Origin of the sequence: Parahaliea aestuarii (genome assembly GCF_008064635.1) — a bacterium.
GTDB classification, from domain to species: Bacteria; Pseudomonadota; Gammaproteobacteria; order Pseudomonadales; family Halieaceae; genus Parahaliea; species Parahaliea aestuarii.
Genome location: NZ_VRYZ01000002.1, coordinates 582,219 through 609,201, shown reverse-complemented (window position 1 = coordinate 609,201; position 26,983 = coordinate 582,219). Strand labels below are relative to the sequence as shown.

At 64.3% G+C, this 26,983-nt stretch carries 16 protein-coding genes; 13 read left to right on the top strand and 3 right to left on the bottom strand.

Going from position 1 to position 26,983, the window contains the following annotated elements:
- The first annotated feature begins 59 nt into the window (after positions 1 to 59).
- The 4 genes from FVW59_RS06870 to FVW59_RS06855 all read left to right on the top strand — a co-directional run bounded on the left by FVW59_RS06870 (position 60) and on the right by FVW59_RS06855 (position 11,561).
- Positions 60 to 8,294 (top strand): isopeptide-forming domain-containing fimbrial protein, encoded by an 8,235-nt coding sequence (locus FVW59_RS06870; protein ID WP_187275802.1) that lies wholly within the window; start codon positions 60 to 62, stop codon positions 8,292 to 8,294.
- Positions 8,295 to 8,526: 232 nt separating this feature from the next.
- Complete coding sequence (locus FVW59_RS06865) at positions 8,527 to 9,042, top strand: ATP-dependent zinc protease family protein (protein ID WP_187275801.1); 516 nt, start codon at positions 8,527 to 8,529, stop codon at positions 9,040 to 9,042.
- Positions 9,043 to 9,054: 12 nt separating this feature from the next.
- Entirely contained in the window at positions 9,055 to 10,578 is a 1,524-nt protein-coding gene (locus tag FVW59_RS06860) for an inactive transglutaminase family protein (RefSeq protein WP_187275800.1), read from the top strand.
- Entirely contained in the window at positions 10,578 to 11,561 is a 984-nt protein-coding gene (locus FVW59_RS06855) for an alpha-L-glutamate ligase-like protein (protein WP_148063583.1), read from the top strand. Before FVW59_RS06860 ends, FVW59_RS06855 begins: the two co-directional genes overlap by 1 nt.
- A gap of 13 nt (positions 11,562 to 11,574) precedes the next feature.
- On the opposite strand, the gene FVW59_RS06850 is transcribed toward FVW59_RS06855, so the two are convergent.
- Positions 11,575 to 12,351, bottom strand: coding sequence for an SDR family NAD(P)-dependent oxidoreductase (locus tag FVW59_RS06850; RefSeq protein ID WP_148063472.1), 777 nt, complete (start codon positions 12,349 to 12,351; stop codon positions 11,575 to 11,577).
- A 265-nt stretch (positions 12,352 to 12,616) separates the two neighbouring features.
- On the opposite strand from FVW59_RS06850, the gene FVW59_RS06845 reads away from it, so the two are divergent.
- The 5 genes from FVW59_RS06845 (at position 12,617) to FVW59_RS06825 (ending at position 18,921) form a co-directional block, all read left to right on the top strand.
- The gene (locus FVW59_RS06845) at positions 12,617 to 13,471 is read left to right on the top strand and encodes an endonuclease/exonuclease/phosphatase family protein (RefSeq protein WP_148063471.1); all 855 of its coding nucleotides are present in this window, start codon (positions 12,617 to 12,619) and stop codon (positions 13,469 to 13,471) included.
- A gap of 288 nt (positions 13,472 to 13,759) precedes the next feature.
- Positions 13,760 to 15,127: a DEAD/DEAH box helicase gene (locus tag FVW59_RS06840; RefSeq protein WP_148063470.1), complete on the top strand. Its 1,368-nt coding sequence runs from the start codon at positions 13,760 to 13,762 to the stop codon at positions 15,125 to 15,127.
- Between the two features lie 114 nt (positions 15,128 to 15,241).
- Positions 15,242 to 16,690, top strand: a complete 1,449-nt coding sequence (locus FVW59_RS06835; protein ID WP_246139658.1) for a glycosyl hydrolase family 79 N-terminal domain-containing protein — start codon at positions 15,242 to 15,244, stop codon at positions 16,688 to 16,690.
- Positions 16,691 to 16,811: 121 nt separating this feature from the next.
- The gene (locus FVW59_RS06830; RefSeq protein ID WP_148063469.1) at positions 16,812 to 18,467 is read left to right on the top strand and encodes an AMP-binding protein; all 1,656 of its coding nucleotides are present in this window, start codon (positions 16,812 to 16,814) and stop codon (positions 18,465 to 18,467) included.
- 4 nt (positions 18,468 to 18,471) lie between these two features.
- Entirely contained in the window at positions 18,472 to 18,921 is a 450-nt protein-coding gene (locus tag FVW59_RS06825; RefSeq protein ID WP_148063468.1) for a YaiI/YqxD family protein, read from the top strand.
- On the opposite strand, the gene FVW59_RS06820 is transcribed toward FVW59_RS06825, so the two are convergent.
- Entirely contained in the window at positions 18,918 to 20,264 is a 1,347-nt protein-coding gene (locus FVW59_RS06820) for an MFS transporter (protein ID WP_148063467.1), read from the bottom strand. The two genes, FVW59_RS06825 and FVW59_RS06820, sit on opposite strands and share 4 nt — an antisense overlap.
- Positions 20,265 to 20,403: 139 nt before the next feature.
- Positions 20,404 to 21,243: a transcriptional regulator HexR gene (gene hexR, locus FVW59_RS06815; protein WP_148063466.1), complete on the bottom strand. Its 840-nt coding sequence runs from the start codon at positions 21,241 to 21,243 to the stop codon at positions 20,404 to 20,406.
- A gap of 274 nt (positions 21,244 to 21,517) precedes the next feature.
- On the opposite strand from hexR, the gene FVW59_RS06810 reads away from it, so the two are divergent.
- Genes FVW59_RS06810 through ppc form a run of 4 tightly spaced genes read left to right on the top strand, consistent with a single transcriptional unit; the run spans position 21,518 to position 26,872 of the window.
- Positions 21,518 to 22,153 carry a bifunctional 4-hydroxy-2-oxoglutarate aldolase/2-dehydro-3-deoxy-phosphogluconate aldolase gene (locus FVW59_RS06810; RefSeq protein WP_187275798.1) on the top strand — a complete coding sequence of 212 codons (636 nt, stop codon included), beginning with the start codon at positions 21,518 to 21,520 and terminating at the stop codon, positions 22,151 to 22,153.
- Between the two features lie 15 nt (positions 22,154 to 22,168).
- Positions 22,169 to 23,191: a type I glyceraldehyde-3-phosphate dehydrogenase gene (locus FVW59_RS06805; RefSeq protein WP_148063465.1), complete on the top strand. Its 1,023-nt coding sequence runs from the start codon at positions 22,169 to 22,171 to the stop codon at positions 23,189 to 23,191.
- Positions 23,192 to 24,190, top strand: a complete 999-nt coding sequence (gene gap / locus FVW59_RS06800; protein ID WP_148063464.1) for a type I glyceraldehyde-3-phosphate dehydrogenase — start codon at positions 23,192 to 23,194, stop codon at positions 24,188 to 24,190. It begins immediately after the preceding gene.
- Between the two features lie 12 nt (positions 24,191 to 24,202).
- Entirely contained in the window at positions 24,203 to 26,872 is a 2,670-nt protein-coding gene (gene ppc, locus FVW59_RS06795; protein ID WP_148063463.1) for a phosphoenolpyruvate carboxylase, read from the top strand.
- Positions 26,873 to 26,983 lie beyond the last annotated feature (111 nt).

Here is a 26,983-nt window from a genome sequence, read left to right as displayed (position 1 = left end):
GTGGCTTCTGCCGTAGACTGACTGCGCCGCTATTCCTTGTGGCGGCAGGCAGCTGCCTGATGGCCGGCACTGCCTTAGCGCAGACCGCCCCCGATCCCGAGTCCAGCAGCGACCCGCTCAACCTTGATCCGCTGATCGGCGAGCAGTTCTGCGTCGAAACCATCTTCAGCAATGGCCCCCTCGGTACTACGGGTACCAACGAGACCGGTTACGGTCCCTACCTGGTCGTGGTGCTGGATCCGGGGATTACCGATACATCGTCGGAATTTGTGGACATCCCCCCGGATACTGAATTCGTGGGCGAGGTGGACGCCAGTGGCAACTTTGTCGACCCCCTGTCCGGCCAGACCATCACTGGCCTGGACCCGGGCGCTGAGGTTTACATCCTGCGTTACCCCGTCGGGTCAGTGAACCAGGGCGACCCAGGCCTCCCGCTCCAGGCCTGTGCCAGATTGCTGCCCGGCGTGGAAATCGGTGTGGATCTGAATGCGCTGATTATCCCGGGCTTCGAATTTGGCGACACTGCCACCGGCGACAATGGCGCCATTCTCGACCCCGCAGATCGTACCGAAGTCGTGGTGACTCCCCAGCTGGCGCGAGTGGAGAAAACCAACACCGCGCCGGAAGACGAGCGCCCGCCCGGCCCGAGCCACCCCTTTGACTATGTCTGGAGCGTGGACATCTCGGATCAAATTACGCTGGACAATGTCCAGCTGAGCGACACTCTGCCTGCCGATATTCAGTGGACCGGTGACCCCATCGACATCAATGCGCCCCTGGGTGTCGGTTGCAGTGTTACCAGCAACCCGAACCTGCCCGATATACCTGGCGGCACCGCCAGCGTGAGTTGCACCTCCGCCACTGGCTCCACCAGCACGGAGGATATTGTTGTCTCGGTGCCGGTGTATATCACCGATATCCTGTCGAAAACCACGGTCAACAGTCAGCAGCCCATCACCAATACAGTACAGGTGGCTTACGATTATAACGGCCAGCCCGTAGCACCCCAGACTGACACCAGCAATGTGCTGGCACTGAATGCGGCTATCCAGAAATCCGCGAGTGGCGGTGACCTGCCCGGCGACACGATCACCTACACCATCAATTTCCAGGTAACGGACTACGTGCAGGGCGCCAGCGCCTTCACCATTGAAGATGTGCTGCCCGATGGCATGTTGTTCACCGGCACTGTCAGCCTGCTGGTCGACGGCGCCCCGGTAGCGATAACCGAAGTGCAGTCCGACAATGATCCCGGACCGGGCGAAACCTCCCTGACCTGGGACATCACCGCCGCCAATGGTGGCAGCATTCCCGCCGGCGCCGACGGCGTGCTGGTCTACCAGGCGGAAATTCTGGATGCCTACGACAGCGGGGCGCCGGTGCTGGCCAGCGATACCCTCACCAACACCGCCGGCCTCGACTATGCACTGGTCGATGGCGGCAGCGGCGATAACCCCAGTGCCGCCGATGTCGATGTTCGTCGCAATCTCCCGGACAAGAGCGTCATCGACCCGCCACCAGGCACCGAGATCATGCCCGGGCAGGATGTGACCTTCCGCCTGGAAATGGCCATCCCCGCGGGCAACACTGCCAATGTGGTGCTGGCGGATTACCTGCCGCGGCCGGTGTTCGACGTGGTGGCCTTTCCTCCCACCGCTGTTATTCCCGCCGGCCCTGGAATCTACCAGCCCCCTGGCGGCTTGCCGCCACTGGTGACCAATGCAGCCACCAACTCGGTCAGTTTCGATTTCGGCGACATCGACCTGGATGCCCCCACCACGCTGGTCGTCGAGCTGACCGCGACCGTGACCGATGCCCCCTTTGCCGACAACCTCAGGCTGACCAATATCCTGTCGGTAAATTATGATGGCACCGCTGGCCCGGTGGAGGTGAGTGTCGAGGCCGCCGCCCTGTTCGTGGGCGCGCCCAAGCTGGAAATCACCAAAGGTGTGCTGGAGGCGGACAATCCGGGCGCGGAACTGGTGGACGCGCAGGGGAACGTGGTGACGCCGCCGCTGGATCCGTCGATCACGCTGGTGGATACCGATGCCCGCGGCGTCGATGCCTTCGATCAGGTGACCTACGTGCTGACGGTGGAAAACACCGGGGGCCAGAATGCCTTTAATGTCACACTGACCGACCCGGCCGTCGCCAATCTGAACTGCGCGACCGACGCGGCGTCGGTGCAGGTCACCGATGGCACCGGGGCACCGCTGACGGCGACCGGTGACCTGGCTACTGGCCTGGTTCTGAATGATCCATTGGCGGGCAACGATGACAACCCGGCCGGTGGCGGTGCTCCCTTTGGTCCTGATACCGCACTGGTTTCCTACACCTGTACTCTCGACGCCGCGGTGGAAATTGGCAGCGCTATCACCAACACGGCCAGCGTGACCTGGACGTCGACGTCCTCCAACACCAATCCCTTCCCCGTGGTGGAAGACAGCGCCACGCTGGAAATCGCCGAACCGGTGGTGGTGAAGACGGTGACGGGCGTGCGCCCCGGCTATGCGCCCGCCGGCACTCGCCTGGTGCAGGTCGGTGAGGTGGTGGACTATCAGCTGGAGATCACCGTGCCAGAAGGTGTGTCTTCCCAGGCCCTGTTGCAGGACCTGTTGAATTCAGGACTCTCAGTGGCAGACCGTGACGGCAATGCCGCCAGTATCGATGCCGCCGATATCAGCCTGACACTACCTGGCGCCAATTTCACCACGGACAGCCAGATCATTACCGTCACCAGTGAGGGCGGCAGTGCCACCGGAGCCAACCGGCGCCTGAACATCGACTTCGGTGATATCAGTAACTCCAACAACAGCAACGGCACGCCGGAAACAATAACCGTTGTCTACAGCGCAAAGGTCAGCAACTCGACCAACAACGTTAACGGCGAGCAGCGGCACAACCGCGCCGAGTGGTTCTGGGTGGAGACCCAGGGCAATGCTGATCCTTCCGACGATGTCACCCAGTCGGTCGTGGCGTTCGCCCCCAACGTAACCGTCGTGGAACCGCAACTGGCGGTGGACAAACAGTTGTCGGTGACCAGTGGCATTGGCGGAACGGTCACCACGGTGAGCATTGTCATCCAGCATACCGGCGCCTCTGCGGGCAATGCCTTTGACCTGCAGATGGATGACATCATGCCGGTCTTTACCGATGCCGGTGGCACCGATTACCGGCTGCTCGACCTGAATCCGGCTACGCTGGCCACCAGCGGTTCCTGTGCAGGTTTTACTGTCCTGCAGAATGATGTGGACGGACTGGATGTTACCCTGAGTGAGTTACCCTTGGGCCAGAGCTGCACGGTGACCTTCGATGTCACGGTCATCGACAATTTCCCCTCGGGTGCCCAGCTCAACAACTGCGCCAACCTGGCCTGGCAGAGTATGCCGGACGGCGATGCCTCGCTACCTCTCGACCAGCAGCCCATCGGTTTTGAGCGCACCGGGGATGTGCCGATCGGCGCCCCCAATCCCAACGGTCAACTGAACGACTACAACGCTCGCAATTGTGCGAGCTTCAAGGCGCTGGATGTCGGTATCGCCAAGACGGTCGTCGCCACCAACCAGTCCCAGACCGACAGCCTGGTGGACAGCCCGGACGGCAGCGAATCGCTGACCATAGGCGAGGTCGTGGATTACACCCTGATTACCACGGTCCCGAAAAACAGCAGCGCGGTGGAGTTCGATATCGTCGACCTGCTGCCCGCCACTGCAGTGGTGATGGAGTTTTATCCGGCTTCCGGCCCGACAGTATCCATCGATATCGGCGCCAATCTCTATGCCGATCTGGCGGGCACGATTCCGCTGGATTCCGCTGTGACCCCGGTCTTTGCCGATACCAATGGCGACGGCATCCCGGACAAAATGACCCTGTCCTGGCCGCTGGTGGTCAATATCGACAATACCGGCACGCTGGATGCCGATGACCAGATTCGGGTGACCCTGCGCGCACGGGTACTCGATCTTGCCGCCAACGCCAACGACGACCAGGCGGAGAACACCGGCCAGGTCAGCTACAAGGTGGACCCCGATCCCAGTACCCCGCGCAGCGTGTTCAGTGATACCTCGGCGGTAGATATCGCCGAGCCCCTGCTGCGGGTGGACAAAACTGCAGACCTCAGCACCGTCGAGTCCGGACAGACGGTGACCTACACCCTCCGTGTCAGTCACACCGGGGCTTCCAGGGTCGACGCCGAAGATGTCAGCCTCAGCGATGTGTTGCCCGACAAGATGACTTACGTGGTCGGCTCCTTCCAATTGGGCCAGTGCGCCGCCGCACCTACCAGTAGCAAGGACCCGAATGATCCGGCCAATACGGTGTTTGCCAGCTGGGACAGCTTCCCGCTGGGCGCGGTCTGCGACCTGGTGTTCCAGGCGCAAGTGGACCAGGATGCGCTGACCGGCGAGACGCTGACCAATACCGCGGACCTGGCCTGGACTTCGCTGTCGGCTGCCACCAGCAGTGGTGCCGCCTTCGATGAAAGCGGGGAGCGCGACTACAGCACCAGCGATCTCTGGGACGTGGTCGTCAGCCTGCCGGGGCTGGGCAAGGCCATCGTCAATACCAGCAGCGTCGATACACCCTTTACCCTGGGTGAGCCGGTCACCCAGCTCACCATCGGCGAGCAGGTCACCTTCTGGATCAGCGCCGATTTGCCCGACGCAACCACGCGCGCTGTCGTGGTCACTGACCAGTTCCCCGCCGATACGGCCCTGCGCGTGGATTCCACCCGGGTGGTGAGTATCGGCAGCGACCTGACGCTCAGCAGTGGCCTGGCGGTGGGCGATGCCGCCGTCTGCACGCCAGCGCTGCCCGCGGCGCCGACCCTCGAGTGTGCCTGGACAGTGGGTGATGTGGTGAACCTGCCGGACAACCGCCCGCCCCAGGATATTCAGGACCGGATCGTATTCGAAGTTGTGGCCACGGTACTCAATGATGCCCTGAACTCCGGTGCGCCGGGGCAGGACGACCAGGTGCCCAACACCGCGCTGCTCAGCAGCCCGGATGCCAACCTGACCGCAATCGCCAACTACGATATCGTGGCGCCCCTGTTGCAGGTCGACAAGTTCACCCAGAACGGCAGCAAGGCGCAGGCGGAACTGCCGGGCAATCTCCACGACTTTACCCTGCGCATCAGCCACCAGGCGAACTCCACGGCAACGGCGCGCCAACTCGTCATCGAGGACACCCTGGCGCCTGACCTGATCTGGCCCAACACGGTGCTGCCGGGCACCACCGCGGACTTCACCAGCACCTGTCCCAATACGGTGTTCGACAGCGCCAGCGGTTCTACCGTGACCTTTGTGATCGACAGCCTGCCGACAGGTGTCAGCAGTTGCGACATCGTCCTGCAGGACGTCGAACTGGTCAGCGGAGCGCCGGTGCCGGGGACCTACCCCAACAGCGTTGAATTGACCTGGTCCTCCATGGAGGCCGGCGCCGACGCAGATGCCCGCAGCGGCCTGAATGACAGCGAGGCGCGGCTGTTTACCGTGCAGAACACCGCGGTAGTCAAAGAGGTGGTGGCAACGTCGGTCGCCGATACCGGCACGTCCCAGGGGGATGGCAGCCTTCCCGATGCCACCATCGGCGAAATCGTCGAGTACTCCATTACCGCCTTCCTCACCAGGGGCACCACCTTTGGCGTAATCATGACCGATGAACTGCAGCGGGACGGCAACGGTATTCTCGAGTTTATTTCCGGTGAGCTGCTCTACGTGGGCAACAACCTGAGCTATACCGGAGTGCCGTTGCCGGCAACCTGCTTCAGCGCGGGCTCCCCCGGCGGCGCACCCTGTACCTCGCTGCCGCCCGGAGACGAGCTTACCGTGTCCCGCATTGAAGTCGACTTTGGCGACATAACCAACAACGGCGGCAATACGCCGGTCGATCCGAACACGCCTGTGGTACCCACGGAGGAAGATTCCATCGTGTTCCGCATGCTGGCCAGGGTCGCTGAAGACAGTGCGCCCACCAACCAGACGGGCGGCACGCTGGTGAACAATGTGACACTGGACTACCAGCTGGTATCGGGTAACCCCGGCATTCCGCGCACGGATTTTGCGCTGGTGGATGTGGTTGAGCCGATACTGGCGCTGGACAAGCAGTTCACTGATTTCAGCGACGGTGTGGCGACGGTCGAGCTGGTGGTGACCAACACCGGTACCGCGCCCGCCTATGACCTGGTGGTTGGCGATGACTTCGATGAGACCCTGTGGCAGGCGGGCGAGTTCAGCGCGGGGGTCGTGCCGCCGGGCTTTGCCTTCACCGCGGCGAGCAGCGCAGGCAGCACCCGTGTCGAGTTTGCGGTAGATGCCGCGGACCCCGCGGTTCCGACGGCGGAGCAGGTATTGCTGCCGGGCGAAAGCGTGACCATGACATTCACCGCCAAACCGGTCATTCCCTACACCCAGGGCAGCCTGCCGAACACCGCCACGGCCGAGGCCTCGTCGCGTCCTGGTCCCGTGCCGCCGATACCCGGGCCGGTGGAGCGTAGCGCCACTGTAGACGGTGCAGACGTGCTTGAGCTGCCGGTGTTGGCGCTGGAGAAGTCGGTGTCCGCAACCTCGGCGGTACCGGGCGATGTCCTCACCTATACTCTGACGCTCGCCAATACGGGTGACGCTGCCGCCACCAATGTGGTCGTGGAAGACACGCCGGATGCCAAGGGCGAATTCCAGGCGGGTTCCGTTGCCGCGACGGGGACCGTGGCGACGACGACGGTAGAGCTTGGCAATGGCAGCACTGATACCGGCGTACGGGTGACGGTGCCGAGCCTGGCGGCGGGGGAGACCCTGACGGTCACCTTTGATGTGCGGGTGCCCTTGCCCTACCCGGATGGCAGTGTGGCTGCCGGTGAACAGTTGCTGCTTAACCAGGCCAGTGCCGACAGCGATGAAACCGAGCCCCTGCAATCCGATGGCGACACCAGCACGCCCGACGTTGCCGACCCGACTTCGGTAGCCATCATCGCTGACCCGGTTATGGCGGTGCGCAAGGACGACCAGCGAGTGGGGGTACTGCCCGGCGAAACCATCACCTACCTCATCACCTACGGCAATGCGGGCGACCAGGATGCCAGCGGCGTGGTGGTGACCGAAACAGTGCCCCTGTACACGGTGTTCAATGCCGCCGCCAGTTCTCCCGGCTGGAGTTGTTCCGGCATCGCCCCGGGTTCCACCTGCAGCTTCAGCGTGGGCGATCTGGCCGGGGCCGCCACGGGGACGGTGAACTTTGCGGTGGACGTCGATGCTGTAGTGCCGTCCGGGGTCGATCGCATTGTCAATGAAGTCGCGGACGCAGAGGACGGAAATGAGTTCAATGCGCCGAACGATACGCCTTCCACGGCAGCAGCTACGGCGGTGACAATACTCGACCCGATCCGCACCGGCCCGCAGCTGCAGGTAGTGAAGGATGACGGGGGCATTTCGGTGGTGCCTGGTCAGGTGTATTTCTACCAGATCAACTTCTTCAATGCGGGCAACCAGAACGCGACCGGGGTGGAACTCAGCGAGACGGTGCCGATGTACACCACCTTTAACGCTGCGGCCAGCACGCCGGGCTGGAGCTGTCCCAATGGCAGTGGCCCCGGTACCCCCTGTACCCTGAATATCGGCGAGTTACGGACGGATCAGACGGGGGTAGCCCGCTTCGGCCTGCAGGTGATGTCACCGCTGCCCGCGGGTGTCGATCTCACCAGTAACACCGTGATTATCACCGACGACGGTGCCAATTCAGTACAACCGCTGAGTGACACTGACAGTGACGACACGCCTATCGTTGCTGTGCCGGACATGGTGATCGGGAAGGCGACAGACACCCGGCAGGCGCGCCCTGACGAAGTCATTGTCTATACCATCGATTACCGCAATGCCGGCAACCAGGATGCCACTGGTGTGATTGTGCGCGAGCTTGTGCCCCCCGGCTCGACCTTCAGTGAAGCGGACAGCCAGCCCACCGTGTGGAGCTGCGCCGACGGCGCCGGACCGGGCACCGTGTGTACGGTGGCGATCGGCGGCCTTGCCGCCGGGGCGGGCGGCAGCCTCACCTTCGCCCTGCGGGCCAGCGAGTCGCCGGAGATAGGGCGCATTCTGAATGTGGTGGAAATCAATAACGACGGCAGCAACGGTATTGACCCCACGCCGGGCAACAATATCGCCCGGGTTTCCACGCCCTTCCCCGTGCCAGGCATCCCCACGCTGACCCCCTGGCAGTTGCTGCTGAGCGCCCTGGCGCTGCTGGCACTCGGCGCCCACGCCATGCGTTACAGCGCGACCGCGCGGGGGCGTCGATAGCGTTGAGGGCCACCAGCCGGCTATACTGCCCGCCCGGCCAGTGGTCGGGCCGGGCTCTATGCCCGTTACAAGCCCCTGTCAACGCGAGGTCGATGTGAAACGCTTACCGCCACTGATGGTCCTTGTTGCAGCCGCTGTTCTGGCGGGCTGCGTCTCGGCCCCTGTGGAGCCTGTCGCCGGAGAGACTCCCAAAGCGCCCGCCTGCCCACCGGTTGTTGTCGAGGAGTGCCCGGTGTGTGACGCCAGGGCCTGTCCGGGGCCACCGGTGGTGGAAAAGATTGTGACGCGCACGGTGCCGGCACCGGCGCCGGCAGCGCCTGCCCGCGCCGGCAAACTGAACCTGCCGGTGTATGGCTCGGAAGAGTGGGCAACGGTGGAACCGCCGGGACTGAAGTTGCGCGCGCGCATGGATACCGGGGTGGATACCACGTCGCTGGATGTCAGCAACCTGCGCCAGTTCGAGAAAGACGGCCAGAGCTATGTGATGTTTGAACTGACCGCCGCCGAGGGGGAGGGCACCCTTGAAGTGGAAGCCGCGGTGGAACGCCGTGTCACTCTCAAGCGCCGCGACGGCGGCAGCGAGCGCCGTTACATCGTGCAACTGTGGCTCAGCGTCGGTGACAGCCGCTCCCTGATTGACGTGGCCATAGCCGAACGGGAAAACAGTGAGTTCCCCCTGCAGGTGGGCCGCAACTTCCTTACCGATGTCGCCATTGTCGATGTCGGCCAACGCTACCTGGCCAACTAGGATAAGCGCACGGTGATTGCCTCCAAACTCAAGATCGGCCTGGTGGCCGCCTTCCTCATCATCTTCGGGCTCGGCCTGACGCTCTACAAGGCGACCCGCCTCGGTTTACCGCTGCTGCCGGGCGAATCCCGGGAAGTGTGGACGATCGAGTCCAAGATCAGTTTCAAGCCCGCCTCGGGACCGGTGGAGGTGGATCTGAAAACGCCCCAGGCCCTCGGCGGCTGGGTGATGCTGGACGAGCATTTTGCCTCCTCCGGTTTCGGCTTTACGGTGGAAAACGAGGTGGGCCGCCGCGAGGCGCGCTGGACGCGGCAGACTCTGGAGCACCCCACCACCCTCTATTACAAAATTCAGGCCTACCGCGCCAATGCCGACAACCTGCCGGACTATCCGGTCCAACTGGAATCTCCGCCGCGCCTGCAGGCGGACCAGCTCACCGCCATGGAGCGCCTGGTGGAGTTGCTGCGTGAAAAGTCCACTGGGCCTGAAACCCTGGCCCGGCTGCTGATCCAGGACCTCAATCGCGATGAGCCCGACCCGGATACCGCCTTTCTGATCGACAGTTACTCAGGCTCCACCCAGCAACTGATGCTGGACGCCATGACCTTCGCCGGCGTCCCGGCTCATCTGGTGCGCGGTATTCAGCTGGAGGATGGCCGCCGCCGCCAGACCCTCAGCGCCATGCTCGAAATTCACGATGGCAAACGCTGGGTCCTGCTGGACCCGGTCAGCGGCGAGGCCGGCCTGCCGGATGATTTCCTGGTCTGGCAGCGCGGCCCCGGTACGGTGCTGCGGGTGGTCGGGGCGCGGGATTCGCGACTGGAGTTTGCCCTGGTCAGCAACAACCTGCCGGCCAAGGCCGTGGTGTCGATGGAGCAGCAGAGCGAGCAGTTCGCCCTGCTGGACTTTTCCATCTACGCGCTGCCGGTGGAACAGCAGGGCATCTTCAAGGGCCTGCTGCTGATACCGGTAGCGACCTTCGTGGTGGTGCTGCTGCGGCTGTTGATCGGGGTGAAAACGTCGGGCACCTTCATGCCGGTGCTGATTGCCCTGGCCTTTATGCAAACCACCCTGTGGGTGGGGCTGGCCATTTTCCTGGTGATTGTCAGCGTCGGCCTGTGGATACGCTCCTGGCTGTCCCACCTCAACCTGTTGCTGGTGGCGCGGGTGTCGGCGGTAATTATCGTGGTCATCCTGCTGATGGCCACCATGGCGGTCATCGCCTACAAGACGGGCATAGACCAGGCCCTCACAGTGACCTTCTTCCCCATCATCATCCTGTCCTGGACGGTGGAGCGGATGTCCATCCTGTGGGAGGAAGAGGGTGGACACGAGGTGCTGATGCAGGGCGGCGGCAGCCTGCTGGTGGCGGTGCTGGCCTACCTTGTGATGTCGATTCCGCTGGTCGCTCACCTGACCTTCAACTTCCCCGAGCTGCTGTTCAGCCTGCTGGGCGTGGTGTTGTTGCTGGGTAAATACACAGGTTACCGCCTGTCCGAGCTGTACCGCTTCCGCGAAATGGTGAAGCCCCAGTGATTCACCTGGTCTCCCCGCGCACATTGCGCAAGCTCGGCATTCTCGGCATGAACCGCCGCAACGTGGGCTATATCGGGCGCTGCAACGACCGCCGCAACTACCGCCTGGTCGATGACAAACTCCTCACCAAGCACGCCGCCCTGGATCGAGGTGTACCCACGCCAGAGCTTTATGGCGTGATTGAATACCAGTTCGAAATTAACGATATGGTCGAGGAACTGGTGGAACGCGAGAGCTTCGTGATCAAGCCGGTGCAGGGCTCCGGCGGCAAGGGCATCCTGGTGATCGTGGGGCGCGAGGGGCAGGGTTTTGTAAAGTCCTCCGGCGTGGTGATCGATGCCGATGCCCTGCGTCGCCACGCCTCCAATATTCTCGCCGGTCTCTACAGCCTCGGCGGTCGCAACGACCAGGCCATGATCGAGGCGTTGCTGGATTTTGACCCGGTGATGGCACCCTACAGCCACGAGGGTGTACCCGACATCCGGGTGATCGTTTACCGCGGTGTGCCGGTGATGGCCATGATCCGCTGCGCCACCCACGCCTCCGACGGCAAGGCCAACCTGCACCAGGGCGCAGTGGGGGTGGGCATCGATATCGGCAGCGGCCGGCCGGTGGCGGCGGTGCAACAGGGGCGCCTGGTCACCCATCACCCCGATACCGGCGCCCTGTTTACCGAGCTGAAAATCCCCCAGTGGCAGAAGATTCTCGAACTGGCGGCCGGTTGCGCCGAGATGTGCGGCCTCGGCTATCTCGGCGCGGACATCGTGCTGGACCGGGTGCGCGGCCCGATGTTGCTGGAATTGAATGCCCGTCCTGGCCTGTCCATCCAGGTGGCCAACCAGGAGGGACTTATCGGCCGCCTGAAAAAGGCCGATGTCATTGCCGATACCTGCCACACGGACGGCGAACGCATCGCCGCCGCCATGGAGGCCTTCAGCGTGGACCGCATGGTGCCGCTGGCAGAGCAGGCCGCCGCGCTGTAGCGGGCCTGCGTAGTTACCCGCGCTGTGAGGAGAGGTTGCCGCCGTCCACCACCAGCTCGGTGGCGGTGATATAGCTGGCCTCGTCTGACATCAGGAAGCGCACCGCCGTGGCCACTTCCCGCGGCTCACCCAATCGCCCCAGCAGAATGCGACGCTCGAAGGCTTCCTTCTGGCCGGGGGCGTGCTCCAGGCCGCTCAGCAGCATGGGGGTGGCAATCTGTCCCGGAGATACCGAATTGATGCGCACACCGTAGTTGGCGAGTTCGTCCGCCAGCGCGCGGTTCATCGCCAGCATGCCGCCCTTGGTGGCGCTGTAGGTGGGGTTGAGGGCGTTGCCCTGGGTGGCATTGATGGAGGCGATGCCGACGACGGCGCTGCCGGGGCTGGCCTTCAGGTCGTCCAGCATAGCCTGGATGATGAAGGGCTGGGCGCGCAGGTTGATGTCCAGCACGCGCTGCCAGGTTTCTTCGGTCAATTGCTCGATGGTGGAAACGCCACTGACGCCGGCGGCGTGCACCAGCCCGCCCAGGGTGCCGAGGGCATTGCGGCTGGCTTCCACGCCACTGCGGATGGCGTCGAGGTTGCCGACATCCACCGCCAGACCGAGGGTCTGCACACCGTGCTCTTGGGCAATTGCCTCTGCCAGTGCCTCTGCAGCACCGGCATCCAGATCCCAGATGGCGACCGGGCGACCGGCTTCCGCCAGCAATTCGGCGCAGGCGCGGCCGATGCCGGAGGCACCGCCGGTGATGATGACGGGGCTGAGAGGGCTGGGTTGAGTTGTGGCCATGTGGGTCTCCCTGGGGCGTCGGCGGGCGCGCCGCTGTGTTGGTTGCTGTTCGCTGTCGCTGCCAAGTTGGCGATGGCAGCGCATACTGGTCGCTCGCCAGTCTACCTGCGTGCAGGTAGGAGGCAAGTCCCGGCGGCAGAGGGGGAGAGTGAAGAGCGCCACTGGTTTATTTTTGTGCTATCCCCAGCCGCGCTGTCCAATCCCGCGGCGGACTGGGCTATAGTGTTGGCCGCTTTTTACTGCTGTGCAGGGAGTGTTGTAACAGATGGAGTCGCGGGAGGCAGGCAGGACAGGCGCGGGTGCTGGCCAGCCGGAAACCGGGGAAGCCGGAAAATCGACCGGCGGCGCAATCGCAACCCCGCCCCGCCTGCACATCCTCACCTACAACGTGCACAAGGGATACTGCGCCGGCAATCGCCGCTTTATGCTGCAATCCATGCGCGAGCGTATCAATGAGACCGGCGCCGACGTGGTCTTCCTGCAGGAAATTCACGGCTACGCCGAAAAAAGCGCACGCAAACGCCGCCGCGCCTCCTATCCCGACCAGCCCCATTTCGAGTACCTGGCGGACCAGGCCTGGCCCCACTTCGCCTACGGCTGCAACGCCATCTACCGCAAGGGCGATCACGGCAATGCGATACTCAGCATGTACCCCTTCACGCGCTGGGAGAACATCGACGTCGCCCTGTTCCCGCGCTCCTCGCGCAGTATCCTGCACGGCGTTATCGACGTGCCGCACTTCGACAAGCCGGTGCACGTACTGTGCGTCCACCTGGGCCTGCTTGAGCGCGAGCGCCGGGCCCAGATCCGCACACTGGTAGAGCGCATCGAGGAGCACGTGCCCCGGGACGAGCCGATGATCATTGCCGGCGATTTCAACGACTGGCGCATGCAGGCCGAGCGCCACCTGCGCAGTGATCTCGGCCTGACCGAGCTGTTTGTCCACATGACCGGTCGCCACGCCCGCACTTTTCCGGTGTGGGCGCCGGTGTTCCCGGTGGATCGCATCTACTACCGCGGTCTGCGCCCGGTTTCCTGCGCCTGTCTGGGGGAGGGGAGTTGGCGGGCGCTGTCGGACCACGCGGCACTGCTTGGTGAATTCGAGCTGGTTGGTGGCTAATCTGACAGTTGAAGAATGCGTGGGCCATAAATGCCTGCGGTGTAGCGTGTCAGGTGCCAGGAGTCCTTCCGGGACCGTCAGCGGCCCGGATGGCCGCTGAAGAGCCCCCATGGATGGGTTCACGGCGTGTCCCGGAAGGACTCCTGGTGCCGGGTGCGCGGCGGAATGTACTGACAAACTCACCTTGCAACCACAGCCGAATCGCGTATAGTCAGCGCCCTTCGCACCCGCTGACAGTGCCAGAGTCTCTTGTCAGCCTTCCCTTCCTGTAATTCGAGAACGTTGACTATGAGCTTCCAAGACCTCGGCCTGTCCGAGGCCCTGCTGCGTGCTATTGCCGATCAGGGCTACAACACACCTTCCCCCGTCCAGTCCAAGGCCATCCCCCAGGTGCTGGCCGGACGCGACGTCATGGCCGCCGCCCAGACCGGCACCGGCAAGACCGCCGCCTTTACCCTGCCCCTGTTGCAGAACCTGTCCGGCGGCGCGCGCGCTCCGAAACGCGGCTGCCGCGCCCTGGTGCTGACCCCCACCCGCGAGCTGGCTGCCCAGGTGCACGAAAATGTGACGGAATACAGCCGCTACCTCGATCTGCGCTCTGCCTGCGTGTTCGGCGGCGTGAAAATCAATCCCCAGATCGACCGCCTGTCGCGCGGTGTCGACGTGCTGGTGGCCACGCCCGGTCGCCTGCTGGACCTGCAGGGCCAGGGCGCGGTGGACTTCAGCGCGCTGGAAATCCTGGTACTGGACGAAGCCGATCGCATGCTCGATATGGGCTTTATCCACGACATCCGCCGGGTGGTGCGACTGCTGCCCGAAAAGCGCCAGACCCTGATGTTCTCCGCCACCTTCTCCGGCGAGATCACCCGCCTGGCAGGCGGTTACCTGAATAACCCGGTGAAGGTGGAAGTGTCCCCCGCCAATGCCACCGCCGACACCGTCGAGCAGTGGGTCTATCCGGTGGACAAGAAGCAAAAGCCGGCCCTGCTCAGCTACCTGGTCAAGGCCAACGACTGGAGCCAGGTACTGGTGTTTACCCGCACCAAGCACGGCGCCAACCGCCTAAGCCAGCAGCTGGAGAAGTCCGGTATTCCGGCCGCGGCCATTCATGGCAACAAGAGCCAGAATGCCCGCACCCGCGCCCTGGGCGATTTCAAGCTGGGCAAGGTGCAGGCCCTGGTGGCCACCGATATCGCCGCCCGCGGCCTGGATATCGAGCAGCTGCCCCAGGTGGTGAACTTCGACCTGCCCAATGTGGCCGAAGACTATGTGCACCGCATCGGTCGCACCGGCCGCGCCGGCGCAGCCGGTCGCGCCTACTCCCTGGTGAGTGCCGATGAGGCGGATTACCTGCGCGACATCGAAAAGCTGATTCGCCAGAATCTGCCGCGGGAGGAAGTGGAAGGCTTCGTGCCGGATCACACCGTTCCGGATACCCCGCCGGCGCCCACCGGTCCGCGCCAGCCCAATCGCGGCCGCCGCTCCGGTGGCGGTCGTCCGGGCCAGAACGGCAGCGGCCAGCAGGCCCGTCAGCGCAGTGGCAATGGCGGCAATGGTGGCAATAGCTCCGGCAACGGCAATGGCAACGGTCGCCGTCGCGGTGGCCGCGGTCGTAGTGGCGGCGCCAGTCAGGGCGGCAATCGCAGCGCCAGCTGATCGCGATCCGGCGCCACTGTTTTATTGCTGTCACATTGGTGCCGCATACTGCGGCACAATGATCATCACCGCCGCACAGTTTCTTTCGTTACAGGTGGCAGGTAAGCGCCTGCCTTGAGGTCGCTGTGGCCATTCCGGCAAAAAGTTGCCGCTGCCCCCGCCGCGGCGGAAGTACTGTTCCTGCACCACGCCCCCCAGCGCCGTGTTGACCCCCGCTACCTCTCCTGGTCCATCGACATTTCCGTTTTCGCCGGTGGCCTGTGGTGGGAGGGGGCCGGTCGCGCGCGCCGCGGTGTCGGTACCCTGCCGGTGTCGCCGCTGGCGCTGGACAACAAATCCCTGAATCGACTGACCGCCGCCCTGGGCCCTGCCTATCTGCGCATTGGCGGCTCCGAGGCCGATCGCATCCATTATTTTGCTGCGCCTCCCGGCGAGAAGGATGCGCTGGTGCTGACACAGTCCCAGTGGGATGCGCTGCAGGATTTTATCGCCCGCCACGACCTCGGCCTGATTTTCACCTGCAAATACGGCCTGTTCCGGCGCAGCGAACACGGCAGCTGGGACGGCTCCGAACTGGAGCGCCTGCTGCAGCACGCCCGCGATCGCGGGCAGCGCATTGACGTGTTCGAGCTGGGCAATGAACTGAATGCCTACTGGGCCTTCCACGGCCTGCGCGCCCAGCCCGGGGCGCGGCGTTTGGCGCAGGACTACGACCGTTTCGCCGCACTGGTGCGACAGTACTTTCCCGGGGCACGCATCTCCGGCCCCGGCAGCGCTTTCTGGCCGCGCCTTGGCGAGGCCTTTCGGCCTTTCACCCGTATTACGCCGCGCTTTCTCGCCAGCCTGCAGCAATCGCTGGATATCGTCGACTGGCACTACTATCCCTTCCAGAGTGAGCGCAGCCCCCTGCGTACCCGCAGCGCGCGCCTGGAGTCCATGCTCGACCCACGGGCGCTGGATGACTTCGCCCGCTACAGCGCCCAGCTGGCGCGACTGCGGGACCGCTTCCAGCCCGGGGCGGAACTGTGGACCGGTGAGACCGGCTCCGCCCAGTGCGGTGGCCAGCCCTTTCTGTCGGATCGCTGGGCATCGAGTTTCTGGTGGGCCGACCAGCTTGGCCAGGGCGCGGTGCAGGGGCAGCGGGTGATGGTGCGCCAGGCGCTTATTGGCGGCGACTACGGCATGATCGACCGGCTCACCTTCAAGCCGCGCCCGGACTACTGGGTGAGCTGGCTGTGGCGGCGCCTGATGGGGGAAAAAGTGCTGCGGGTGCAGAGTTCAGACCCCTACCTGCGAGCCTACCTGCACGACCGGCCGGGCGGGGAGGGGCGCACTTTGCTGTTGATCAACCTGCACAGCCAGGCCCTGCCGCTGCGTCTGCGCGGCTTCGGCGGGGTGGAGGGTTGTTACATGCTCAGCGCCAAGCACCCGGGGGCGCGCAAACTGAAGATTAACGGCGTGCGCCCGCGGCTGCGCAAGGGCAGCCTCAGCCTGGACGACTTCCCGCTGGCGCCGCTGCCGGCACAGCTGCCTCCCCTCAGCATCACCTTCTGCCTGCTGTAAGGACGCACTGTCCGATTCGGTATAGTGAACTGTCGGTTCCAAGACTTATTCGCCGCGACAGCCTCTGGTAGTCTTGCTGGCGACCCCACCATCTTCCAAATAATCACAAGCAGGAGCTGCCATGTCGCTGGACACCATCCCCTCCCTTCTCAATCACTGGGCCGATACCCGCCCGGATACGGTCTGGATGCGCACCCTGGAGGGGGGCAGCGCGCGCGAGTGGACCTGGACCCAGGCCCGGGACGAGGCGATGGCGGTGGCCGCTGCCCTGGAGGAGCGCTTTGGCAGCGGTGTGAGCATGGCCATTCTCGCGCCCAATGGTCCCCACTGGTTTCTCGCCGACATGGCCGTTATCGCCTCGGGTAACGTGACGGTGGGCCTGTTTACCACCCTGCCGCCGGATACCGCCGGTTATATTCTCGACTTTGCCGAAGTGAAGGTGGTGTTTGTCGGCGCGGCCGGCAACTGGGAGGCGGTGAGCACGGTGCTGCCCGAGGGTGTGGTGCTGGTGGCGCTGCCGGGGGTCGAGCTGGCGCAGGAGCACCTGAAATGGGAGGACCTGCTGGCCAGCGCCGCCGGCCGCCGGCCCGATTACCCCTGCCGGCCGGATGATTTGATGTCGCTGGTATTCACCTCCGGCACCACCGGCAAGCCCAAGGGGGTGATGCAGACCCACGAGAGCAATCTCATTCCCATTCGCCGCTTTACCACCACCTTTGGCGCCGAAGACGGCACCCGCTACTTTTCCTATCTGCCCCTGTCCCACATCGCCGAGCGCCAGATCGTGGAGTTCTCCTCCCTGGTAGTCTGTGGCGAAGTGACCTTTAACAGTGGCCTGGAGAACCTGCTGCCCGAGCTGCAGCAGACCCGCCCGCATATTTTCTTTGGCCCACCGCGGATCTGGGAGCAGTTCCAGCAGGCTGTGATCGGCAAGTTCGGTGGCCAGGCGGCGCTGGACGCGGCGCTGGCCGCCGACCGCGAGGGCACCGGCCAACTGGTGGTGCAAACCATGGGGCTGGACGAGGTGCGCTACTGCCTTACCGCCGCCGCGCCAACGCCGCCACCGCTGATTCACTGGTTCGGCGAGTTGGGCCTGACCCTGATGGAGGGCTTCGGCCAGACCGAAGCGATGGGCCTCATAGTCAGCGGGCACGACTCCCGGCGTATCGGCTCGGTGGGCAAACCCCTGCCCGGTGTCGAGTACCGCATCACCGATGAGGGCGAACTGGTGGTGCGCTCCGAGGGCAATACCCCCGGGTACTACAAGGATCCGGCGAAAACCGCGGAGCTGCTGCGCGATGGCTGGCTGCATACCGGCGACAAAGCGCGAGTGGACGAGGACGGCTTTATCTACATCACCGGCCGGGTGAAGGACTACTTCAAGACCATCCAGGGCAAGTTCGTGGCGCCGCCGCCCATCGAAGGCGCCTTCGCCAAAAACCCCCACACCGAACAGCAGTGCCTGCTGGGGCGGGGCTATTCGAAAACGGTGATGGTGGCCGTGGTCACCGAGGAGGCGAAGTCGCTGCCGCGGGAGGAGGTGGAGGCTTCGGTGCGCGACATGGTGGACAGCGTGAACGACACGGTGGAGCACCACGCCCGCATCGGCGCGGTGATTCTCAGCGGCGAGCCCTGGAACATCGACAATGGCATTCTCACCCCGACCATGAAAATCCGTCGCGACCAGGTGGAGGCGCGCTTTGGCGAACTGGCCGAAAAACTGGCGCGGCAGTCGGCGGAACAGAAGCAGCTGCTGATTCACTGGCAGGCGGATTGACGCGGTGCATATCTGGGTGGATGCGGACGCGTGCCCGGGGGCGATCAAGGAGATCCTGTTCCGCGCCGCCCAGCGCACCGGCATCGGCCTGACCTTGGTGGCCAACCACGCCATGCAGGTGCCGAAGGCGCCCAACATTCGCTTTGTGCAGGTGGAGCGGGGCTTCGATGTGGCGGACAACCTGATTGTCGAGCGCGCCGAGGAAGGTGATCTGGTGATCACCGCGGATATCCCGCTGGCGGCGGAAGTGGTGGCAAGGGGCGCCAGCGGCCTCAGCCCCCGGGGTGAGCGCTATACCGCCGACAACATCCGCGCCCGCCTCAATATGCGCGACTTTATGGCGACCCTGCGCGACACCGGTGTGGAAACCGGGGGCGCGCCGCCCCTCGGCCAGGCGGACCGGCAACGGTTTGCCAGCTGCCTGGATCAAATGCTGGCGCAAGCCTCCCCCTAGAACTCCCGGTCTTCAGGCCCCAGCCGTATCGGCGCTGTTGACTGCGACGCAGCCTGCTCTTCGTCGTCGTCACTGCTGTAGATTGCCGGCTCGGCCTCTTCCGGTACCAGGTCTCCCACTTCATCCTCCAGCCCCCGCGGGTCGAGGTCGAAAGCCGTTGGCGCGGCTTCCATGCCCGCGGCCGAGAAGGGAGTTTGCTCTTCCACGGTGATCTGGCGGCGGCGGGTGCACTGGTAGCCCACGTAGAGGGCGAACAGGGCGCACAGGGCCGAGGACGCCCAGAACAGGGCTACTGGCGACAGCGCGGTCATCAATTGCCCCAGCAGCAGGGGGGCCGCGGCGGCGCACAGGGCGTTCAACATCAGTACCGAGGTACCGATTTCCACAAATTCACTGCTGCTGGAGTTGTCCGCCGCCATCGCCAGAGAGATGGCGTACATGGGCATGGTACAGGCGCCAAACAGGAACACAGCCCCCAGATGCCACGGCGTGCCGACGGTGGCGGCCACTGCGGCGGCGGTGAGTGCGCCGAAAAGACAGAGAGACAGCATCACCCGGCGCCGGTCCACCCGGTCCGAGAGCCAGCCGATGGGGTACTGGAACAGGGCGCCGCCGGCGATGGTGACAGTGATGAACAGCGTCACATCCGACAGCGAGGCGCTGTAGCGCTGTGCGAAGACCGCCCCCAGTGACCAGAAGCCGCCGACTACCAGTCCGGACAGAATGGCCCCGGCGAAAGCCGAAGGGGAGCGCTGGTAGAGCAGGCTGAAGCGGATCCTCGTGGATTCCAGGGGCGCCGGCGCAAGACGGCTGGTCAGCCCCACGGGCACGATGGCGAGGGCCAGGAACACTGCCGCCAGCATGAAGGGGGTGGCCTCACTGACCGGGCCGACGTTAATCAGGCCCTGGCCCGCGGCCATCGACATCAGCACGATGAAGGTATAGATGGCCAGCACCTGGCCGCGGGACTCCGGGGTGGCCTGGTTGTTGAGCCAGCTTTCGATCACTGTGTACAGGCCGCAGATCATCGCGCCGGTAATAAAGCGCAGCACCAGCCATGCGCCCCAGCTGTCCAGCATTTCCAGCCCCAGCAGGGCGGTAATGAAGATGGCCGTCAGCACCGCGAAACTGCGGATGTGGCCCACCTTGGCGATGATGCGCGGAATGACCAGAGCGCCGCCCACAAAACCCAGGAAGTAGGCGGAGGCGCTCATGCCCACCTGGAATTCCGAGAAACCGATAATGGACCCGCGCAGGGGCAGCAGGGTGATCTGTATACCGTGGCCGATCAGCAGCAGAGCCGTGGAAATCAGCAGGGAGGTTACGGTCATCAGTGTGCGCATGGTGTATCGCCATCGGTTGCCGTGGATTCGGGACAGGGCCAAGGGTACTAGGAATTGCCCGCCAGACAAGGGAATTGCTGCAGCTGAATCGCTTTGGCGCAACAGGGATGCGACCCGGATGGCTTGCGCGCAGGCTCGCTCAACGTGAGCGGGTGGCGGCGACGCTGCGCTTTACCGCTTCCAGGTGGTCGGCAAAGTCATCGCCCTTGCGCAGGGCGAGTGTGGTGACCAGCACGTCGATGATGACCAGCTGGGCGATACGCGAGGTCATGGGGGTGTAGAGATCGGTGTCTTCGCCGCCCTCGACACCGAGCACCATGGAGCAGGCTTTCGCCAGCGGAGAGCCGGGACTGGTGAGGCCGATCACGGTGGCACCGCTGTCCCGCGCCAGTTGCGCGACTTCGGTAATTGCCCGGGTGCGGCCGGTGTAGGAAATGCACAGCAGGCAGTCTTCGGGCCGCAGGCTGGCGGTGAGCATGCGCTGGTTGATGATGTCGGTATGGGCCACCACCGGGGTATCGAAGCGCAGCAGTTTGTGCTGGGCGTCCAGCGCCACCGAGGCGGAGGCGCCGAGGCCGCACAGCGCAATGGCGCGGGCGCGGTCAAGGGCTTCCACCGCCTGTTCGAGGGCGCCGGTATCCAGGGAGTTGTGGGCACTGCTGAGACTGGCCGCGGTGGCCTCGAATATCTTGGCCGCGACATGACTGCCGGAGTCCCCGGGTTCGATGTCGCGGGCCATACTCGGTCGTGCGCGGGCCAGTTCGCCGGCCAGGCGTAATTTGAAATCAGGGAAGCCCCTGGCGCCCATGGCGCGGCAAAAGCGGTTGACGGTGGGTTCGCTCACCCCGACCGCCGCGGCGAGGCGGGCGATAGGGGTGTTCAGTACCGCCTCCGGCTCGCCGAGGATATGGTCAATCAACTTGCGCTCGGCCTTGCTGCGCCGGGCTTCCGCGTCGCGCATTTCCGCCATCAGGCTCATGTCTGCTGTTCCAGCTGTTCGTCAGTATCTTAAATGTAATAAAACAACATCATGGCGCGCAAGTTAAGTATCGGGTTTATTGCTCGCTGACGACAAATCGGGGAGGAGGTATATGCCGGTTCTGCATTAATTAGCTGATTTTTTATAATTACTCGCCTTCTTTCATCGCGGGCCCGGATTTTGCGGTGTCGGCCGTTCCCGGCTTGCCAGCCCGGCGGTGATGGTCTACAGTGTCAAAAATGTAATAAAACAACTTTTTGAGGTCGAGGCTGATATGCAGTCATCCGAGATGAGGGGCGTTCTCAAGCCCTGTCGCGTGCTGCCGGTGATTACCGTGCAGGATGTGGCGCAAACCGTGACCCTGTCGCGCACCCTGCTGGAGGCCGGGATGCCGGCGGTGGAGCTGACCCTGCGTACACCCGCAGCGCTGGAGGGCATTGCCGCCGTCAAGGCGGAAGTGCCGGGGCTGCTGATCGCTGCCGGTACCGTCACCAGCGGCACCGAGCTGGACAGGGCCATGGCGGCCGGGGCGGACTTTGCCGTCAGCCCGGGCCTGACCAGCAGCCTGCTGGAGGCGGCCAGGCAGAGTGGGGTGGGGCTGGTGCCCGGCGTGGCTTCGCCCTCGGACATCATGCTCGGCCTCGATTACGGCCTCGATACCTTCAAGCTCTTCCCCGCCGGCGCGCTCGGCGGGATTCCCATGCTCAAGGCGCTCGGTGGACCCTTTCCCCAGGTCAGTTTCTGCCCCACCGGCGGCCTCAGTCCCGATAACTTCCGCGACTACCTGGCCCTGCCCAATGTGATCTGCTGCGGCGGTTCCTGGATGGTGGCGCCGGAACTGGTGGCGTCAGGGCAGTGGGACCAGATAGCGACCCTGGCGGCGGACGCCATGGCCACCGACAACAACTGAGACGGAGAAACGACGATGGCACAACACGCGCCCATCCGCGTCGGCATCATGGGCTTCGGCCAGACCGGCCGCCAGATCTACGACCTGGCCTCGCGCAGCGAGGATGTGGAGGTCGTGGCGATTGCGGACATCGGCAATGCCGACATCCTGCACTACCTGCTGTGCTCCGAGGTCAATGAGCCCGAACGCCATACCCTCGAGGGCAACTTCCTCGTCAATCCGCGATTCCGTTCGCGCCTGCTGCGCATCGACCGGCCGGCGGAAATGCCCTGGGACATGTTCGGGGTGGACGCGGTGATCGACTCCACCGGCAAGTACCGCTCGATGGCGGAGATGCGGGACCACCTCGACAACGGCGCTCCGCGGGTGCTGCTGCGCACCCTGCCACTGGACGGTATCGACCGCATCGTAGTGCCGGGCATCAACGGCGACACAATCGACGCCGGGGATCGCATGATCTCGGCTGGCTCCGCCACTACCACGGCGCTGGCCCTGTTGCTGCACATCCTCTCCCAGCGTTTTGAAATCGAGTGCGGCAGTATGACCACCGTGCACGCCTATACCTCTGACCAGGCGCTGCAGGATTACGCCGGCTCCGATTTCCGCCGCAGCCGCTCGGCGGCGGAGAACATCATTCCCAACAGCCACGAGGCGGGGCAGTGGCTCGGCCATATCCTGCCGGCGATGGAGGGCAAGATCATCACCGCTGCGCTCAATGTGCCCATTCACGAGGGCTGCCTGCTGGATCTCAACCTGGTGGTGAAAGACCCTGCAGTGACGCCCGAAGCAATTAACCAGGCGGTGCGCGATGCCGCAGGCAGCTACCCCGGCGTGGTCGCCGTGGCGGAGGATCCGATCGTATCGTCCGATGTGATCGGCAACCCCCATTCCCTGCTGTTCGATGCCGTCGGTACCATCAAGGCCGGGGACCACACCATCAAGTGCCTCAGCTGGTACGAAAACCTGGGGCACGCCGCCCGTCTGCTGGACGTGGTACGCCTCTACGCCGAACTGGACCGCAAGCAGGAGGCCGCGTAAATGAAAGTCGCCATCAATGGTTTTGGCCGCATCGGCCGCTCGGTATTCCGCATCCTGGAAAACGTCGAGGGGGTGGATGTCGTCGCCATCAATGACCTGTTCGACCCCGACGCGTTGCGCTACCTGCTCAATTACGACACCGTCATGGGGCCCTTCGGCAAGAGCCTGAAGCTGGAGGACGGCCATTTCGTCACCCCCAAGAGCCGGGTCAAGCTGCTCAGCGAGCGCAATCCCGCCGACCTGCCCTGGGCCGAAATGGGCGTGGATGCCGTGGTGGAGTCCACCGGCGTATTTCGCAAGCGCACACAGCTGCAGCAGCACCTGGAAGCCGGTGCCAGTCGGGTGGTGCTCACCGTTCCCGCTGCCGACCCGGTGGATTACACCGTGGTACTGGGGGTGAACGAGGACGGGTTGACCGCCGATCACCGTATTATTTCCAATGCCAGCTGTACCACCAACTGCCTGGCGCCCATGGCGCGGGTATTGAATGACGCCTTTGGTATAGACGAGGGCGTGATCAATACCGTGCATGCCTACACCAATGACCAGCGCCTGGCCGATGTGCCCCACTCGGACTGGCGCCGCAGTCGCGCTGCCGCCGAGAACATCATTCCCACCTCCACCGGCGCCGCCAAGGCCGTGGGTGAGGTACTGCCGCAATTGCAGGGCAAATTGCACGGCATTGCCGCCCGGGTGCCGGTGCCGGACGGTTCGGTGGTGGATCTCTTCGTCAAGCTGGGCAGGTCCGTCAGTGTCGACGATGTACACCAGGTGGTGCGCGAGGCGGCCGTATCGGAGCGTCTCCGCGGTATTTTGCAGTTCAGCGACCAGCCGATCGTATCTTCCGATATCATCGGCAACTCGCACTCGTCGATCTACGATTCGGGCTTTAGCGCCGTGACTGGCGGACGCTACCTGCGGGTGCTTAACTGGTATGACAATGAATGGGGCTATTCCAGCCGCGTCTGTGACCTGCTCTCCCGGGTAGGTAGCTGGTAAAGGGAACCGGGTATGGGAACTGTAGAAACAGCAGTAGAAAGTGAAGAGGGGCGGGCGGATTACAGCGGCCTGCGCAGCAATGTCAGTTTTCTCGGCCGCCTGCTGGGCGAGACCATTGCCGACGCCGAGGGCGATGACTTTCTCGCCCTGATCGAGAAAATCCGCGGCCTGTCCAAAACCGCCCGGCTCGCCTCGGGTGATGACTCCAGCGTCGAGCGCGAAGAGCTGCTGGCGGTGTTGCGCAACCTCGACAACGCCCAGCTGGTGCCAGTGGCCCGCGCCTTCTGCCAGTTTCTCAACCTCGCCAATATCGCCGACCAGCACCACACGGTGTCGCGGCAGATGGATCCGCTGTTCTCTGCCTCGCGCGCCCTGTCTTCCACGCTGGCGGAGCTGACCGAAGAGGGTGTTTCGCGGGAGCAGCTGGTCGACACCATCGATAAACTGCGCATCGAACTGGTGCTCACCGCCCACCCCACCGAGATCATGCGCCGCACCCTGATCCACAAGCACACGGAGATCGGTCGCTGCCTGTCCCAGCTCGAACTGGGCGGCCTGACCGAGCGCGAACAGCAGCGCCTGCACACCCGGCTCAGGGAGCTGATCGCCCAGATCTGGTACGGCGACGATTTTCGCCTGCAGCGTCCGACCCCGGTGGACGAGGCCAAGTGGGGCTTCGCTGTAGTGGAGGACTCCCTGTGGCGGGCTGTACCCGAGTATTTGCGGCGTTTGGACAGCGCTCTGCAGGAGGCCTGCGGCCAGGGCCTGCCGCTGCAGGCGGCGCCGGTACAGTTTGTGTCCTGGATTGGCGGCGACCGCGACGGTAACCCCAATGTCACCCACGAGGTGACCGCCGAGGTGATGTGGCTGAGCCGCTGGCAGGCCACCGACCTCTATCTGAAGGATGTGGAACAGCTGGTGGAAGAGCTGTCCATGACCCACTGCAATGAACACCTGCGAGCCCTGTCCGGCGCTGCCCACGAGCCCTACCGGGCGGTGCTGCGAGAACTGCGCAGCGAACTGCGTGGGCATCTGGCGGCTATCGAAGCAGTGCTGGCCAATGGCGGCCGCGGCGACCTGGCGCCGCTGGATGAAGCAGCCCTTTGGAAACCCCTGAAGGCCTGCTACGACTCCATGCTCGAGTGCGGCATGGACGCCATTGCCAACGCCGGCCTGCTCGACCTGTTGCGCCGGGTGCGCTGTTTCGGCGTACACCTGGTGCGGCACGACATTCGCCAGGACAGCGCCCGCCACACCCAGGTGCTGTCGGAGCTGACCAGCTACCTCGGTCTCGGTGACTATGCCGAGTGGGATGAAAAAGCCCGCTGCGCCTTCCTGCTGCAGGAACTGTCCAGTCGCCGGCCGCTGATTCCTGTCCGCTGGCAGCCCTCGGAGGACGCCGCGGAAGTGCTGGCCACCTGCGAAGTGGTGGCGCGCCAGCCGCAAGATTCCCTGGGTGCCTACGTCATCTCCATGGCACGTCAGGCCTCGGACATTCTCGCTGTACACCTGTTGCTGCGGGAGACCGGCTGTCCCTTCGACCTGCCGGTAGCGCCACTGTTTGAAACCCTGGATGACCTGTCGCGGGCGCGGGAAGTGATCGCCAGCCTGCTGGATAACGCCTGGTATCGGGGCCATATCGATGGCCGCCTGATGGTGATGATCGGCTACTCGGACTCGGCCAAGGACGCCGGTGTGCTGGCCGCTTCCTGGGCCCAGTACCGGGCCCAGGAAGAATTGCTGGCTATCTGCGACGAGCACAGTGTGAAGCTGACCCTGTTCCACGGCCGTGGCGGTACCATCGGCCGCGGCGGCGCACCGGCCCACGCAGCGCTGCTGTCACAACCGCCGGGCTCGCTCGAGAATGGCCTGCGGGTGACCGAGCAGGGCGAGATGATTCGCGCCAAGCTGGGCTGGACCTCGCTGGCAGTGAAAACCCTGGCCACTTATACCACGGCCATCTGCCGCGCCAACCTGTCCACCCCGCCGGCGCCGAAACCCGAGTGGCGCGAAGTGATGGAGGCCCTGTCGGAGGACTCCTGTGAAGCCTATCGGGCGGTGGTGCGCGGCGAGCCGGAGTTTGTCCCCTACTTTCGCTACGCCACACCGGAGCAGGAACTGGCCGGCCTGCCGCTGGGCTCGCGTCCCGCGCGGCGGGCGAAGGGCGGCGGCATCGAGAGTCTGCGCGCCATTCCCTGGATATTCTCCTGGTCGCAGAACCGTTTGATGTTGCCGGCCTGGCTGGGCGCGGGCAAGGCGCTGCAAGCAGCCATTGATCGCGGGCAACGCGGGGTACTGGAGGAAATGGCGGCCAACTGGCCTTTTTTCGCCACTCGCCTGTCGATGCTGGAAATGGTGTTTGCCAAGGCCGATGTGGGTCTGTCCGCCCACTATGATGACTGCCTTGTGCCGCAGGAACTGCGCCCGATCGGCGAAGATCTGCGCATCCAGCTGGCCCACGACAACGCCACGGTGCTGGCCCTGCATGGAGTGGACGCGCCGCTGGAGGACTCACCCTGGATTCGCCAGTCCATCCAGTTGCGCAATATCTACACCGACCCTCTCAACGTGCTGCAGGCGGAACTTTTGCAGCGCCAGCGGGCCGAACCTGAAGCGCTGCTGGAACAGGCCATTATGGTGACCTTTGCCGGCATCGCTGCTGGCATGCGTAACACCGGCTAGCTTTCTTGACCGATGGCAGTGCGCCACCCACAATGATTAGACCTTCGCCGGCGCTGGCCTGCGGGGTATTAGAAAAAGCGCTTTTCCACAACGTGACCTCAAGAGGCCCGC

What these genes read in the sequence shown, in the direction of transcription:
- FVW59_RS06870 (WP_187275802.1), top strand. Translation starts at nt 60, where the DNA reads ATGGCCGGCACTGCCTTAGCGCAGACCGCCCCCGATCCCGAGTCCAGC.
- FVW59_RS06850 (WP_148063472.1), bottom strand. Translation starts at nt 12,351, where the DNA reads ATGGCCACAACTCAACCCAGCCCTCTCAGCCCCGTCATCATCACCGGC.
- FVW59_RS06845 (WP_148063471.1), top strand. Translation starts at nt 12,617, where the DNA reads ATGGAGTCGCGGGAGGCAGGCAGGACAGGCGCGGGTGCTGGCCAGCCG.
- FVW59_RS06840 (WP_148063470.1), top strand. Translation starts at nt 13,760, where the DNA reads ATGAGCTTCCAAGACCTCGGCCTGTCCGAGGCCCTGCTGCGTGCTATT.
- FVW59_RS06830 (WP_148063469.1), top strand. Translation starts at nt 16,812, where the DNA reads ATGTCGCTGGACACCATCCCCTCCCTTCTCAATCACTGGGCCGATACC.
- FVW59_RS06820 (WP_148063467.1), bottom strand. Translation starts at nt 20,264, where the DNA reads ATGCGCACACTGATGACCGTAACCTCCCTGCTGATTTCCACGGCTCTG.
- hexR (WP_148063466.1), bottom strand. Translation starts at nt 21,243, where the DNA reads ATGAGCCTGATGGCGGAAATGCGCGACGCGGAAGCCCGGCGCAGCAAG.
- FVW59_RS06810 (WP_187275798.1), top strand. Translation starts at nt 21,518, where the DNA reads ATGCAGTCATCCGAGATGAGGGGCGTTCTCAAGCCCTGTCGCGTGCTG.
- FVW59_RS06805 (WP_148063465.1), top strand. Translation starts at nt 22,169, where the DNA reads ATGGCACAACACGCGCCCATCCGCGTCGGCATCATGGGCTTCGGCCAG.
- gap (WP_148063464.1), top strand. Translation starts at nt 23,192, where the DNA reads ATGAAAGTCGCCATCAATGGTTTTGGCCGCATCGGCCGCTCGGTATTC.
- ppc (WP_148063463.1), top strand. Translation starts at nt 24,203, where the DNA reads ATGGGAACTGTAGAAACAGCAGTAGAAAGTGAAGAGGGGCGGGCGGAT.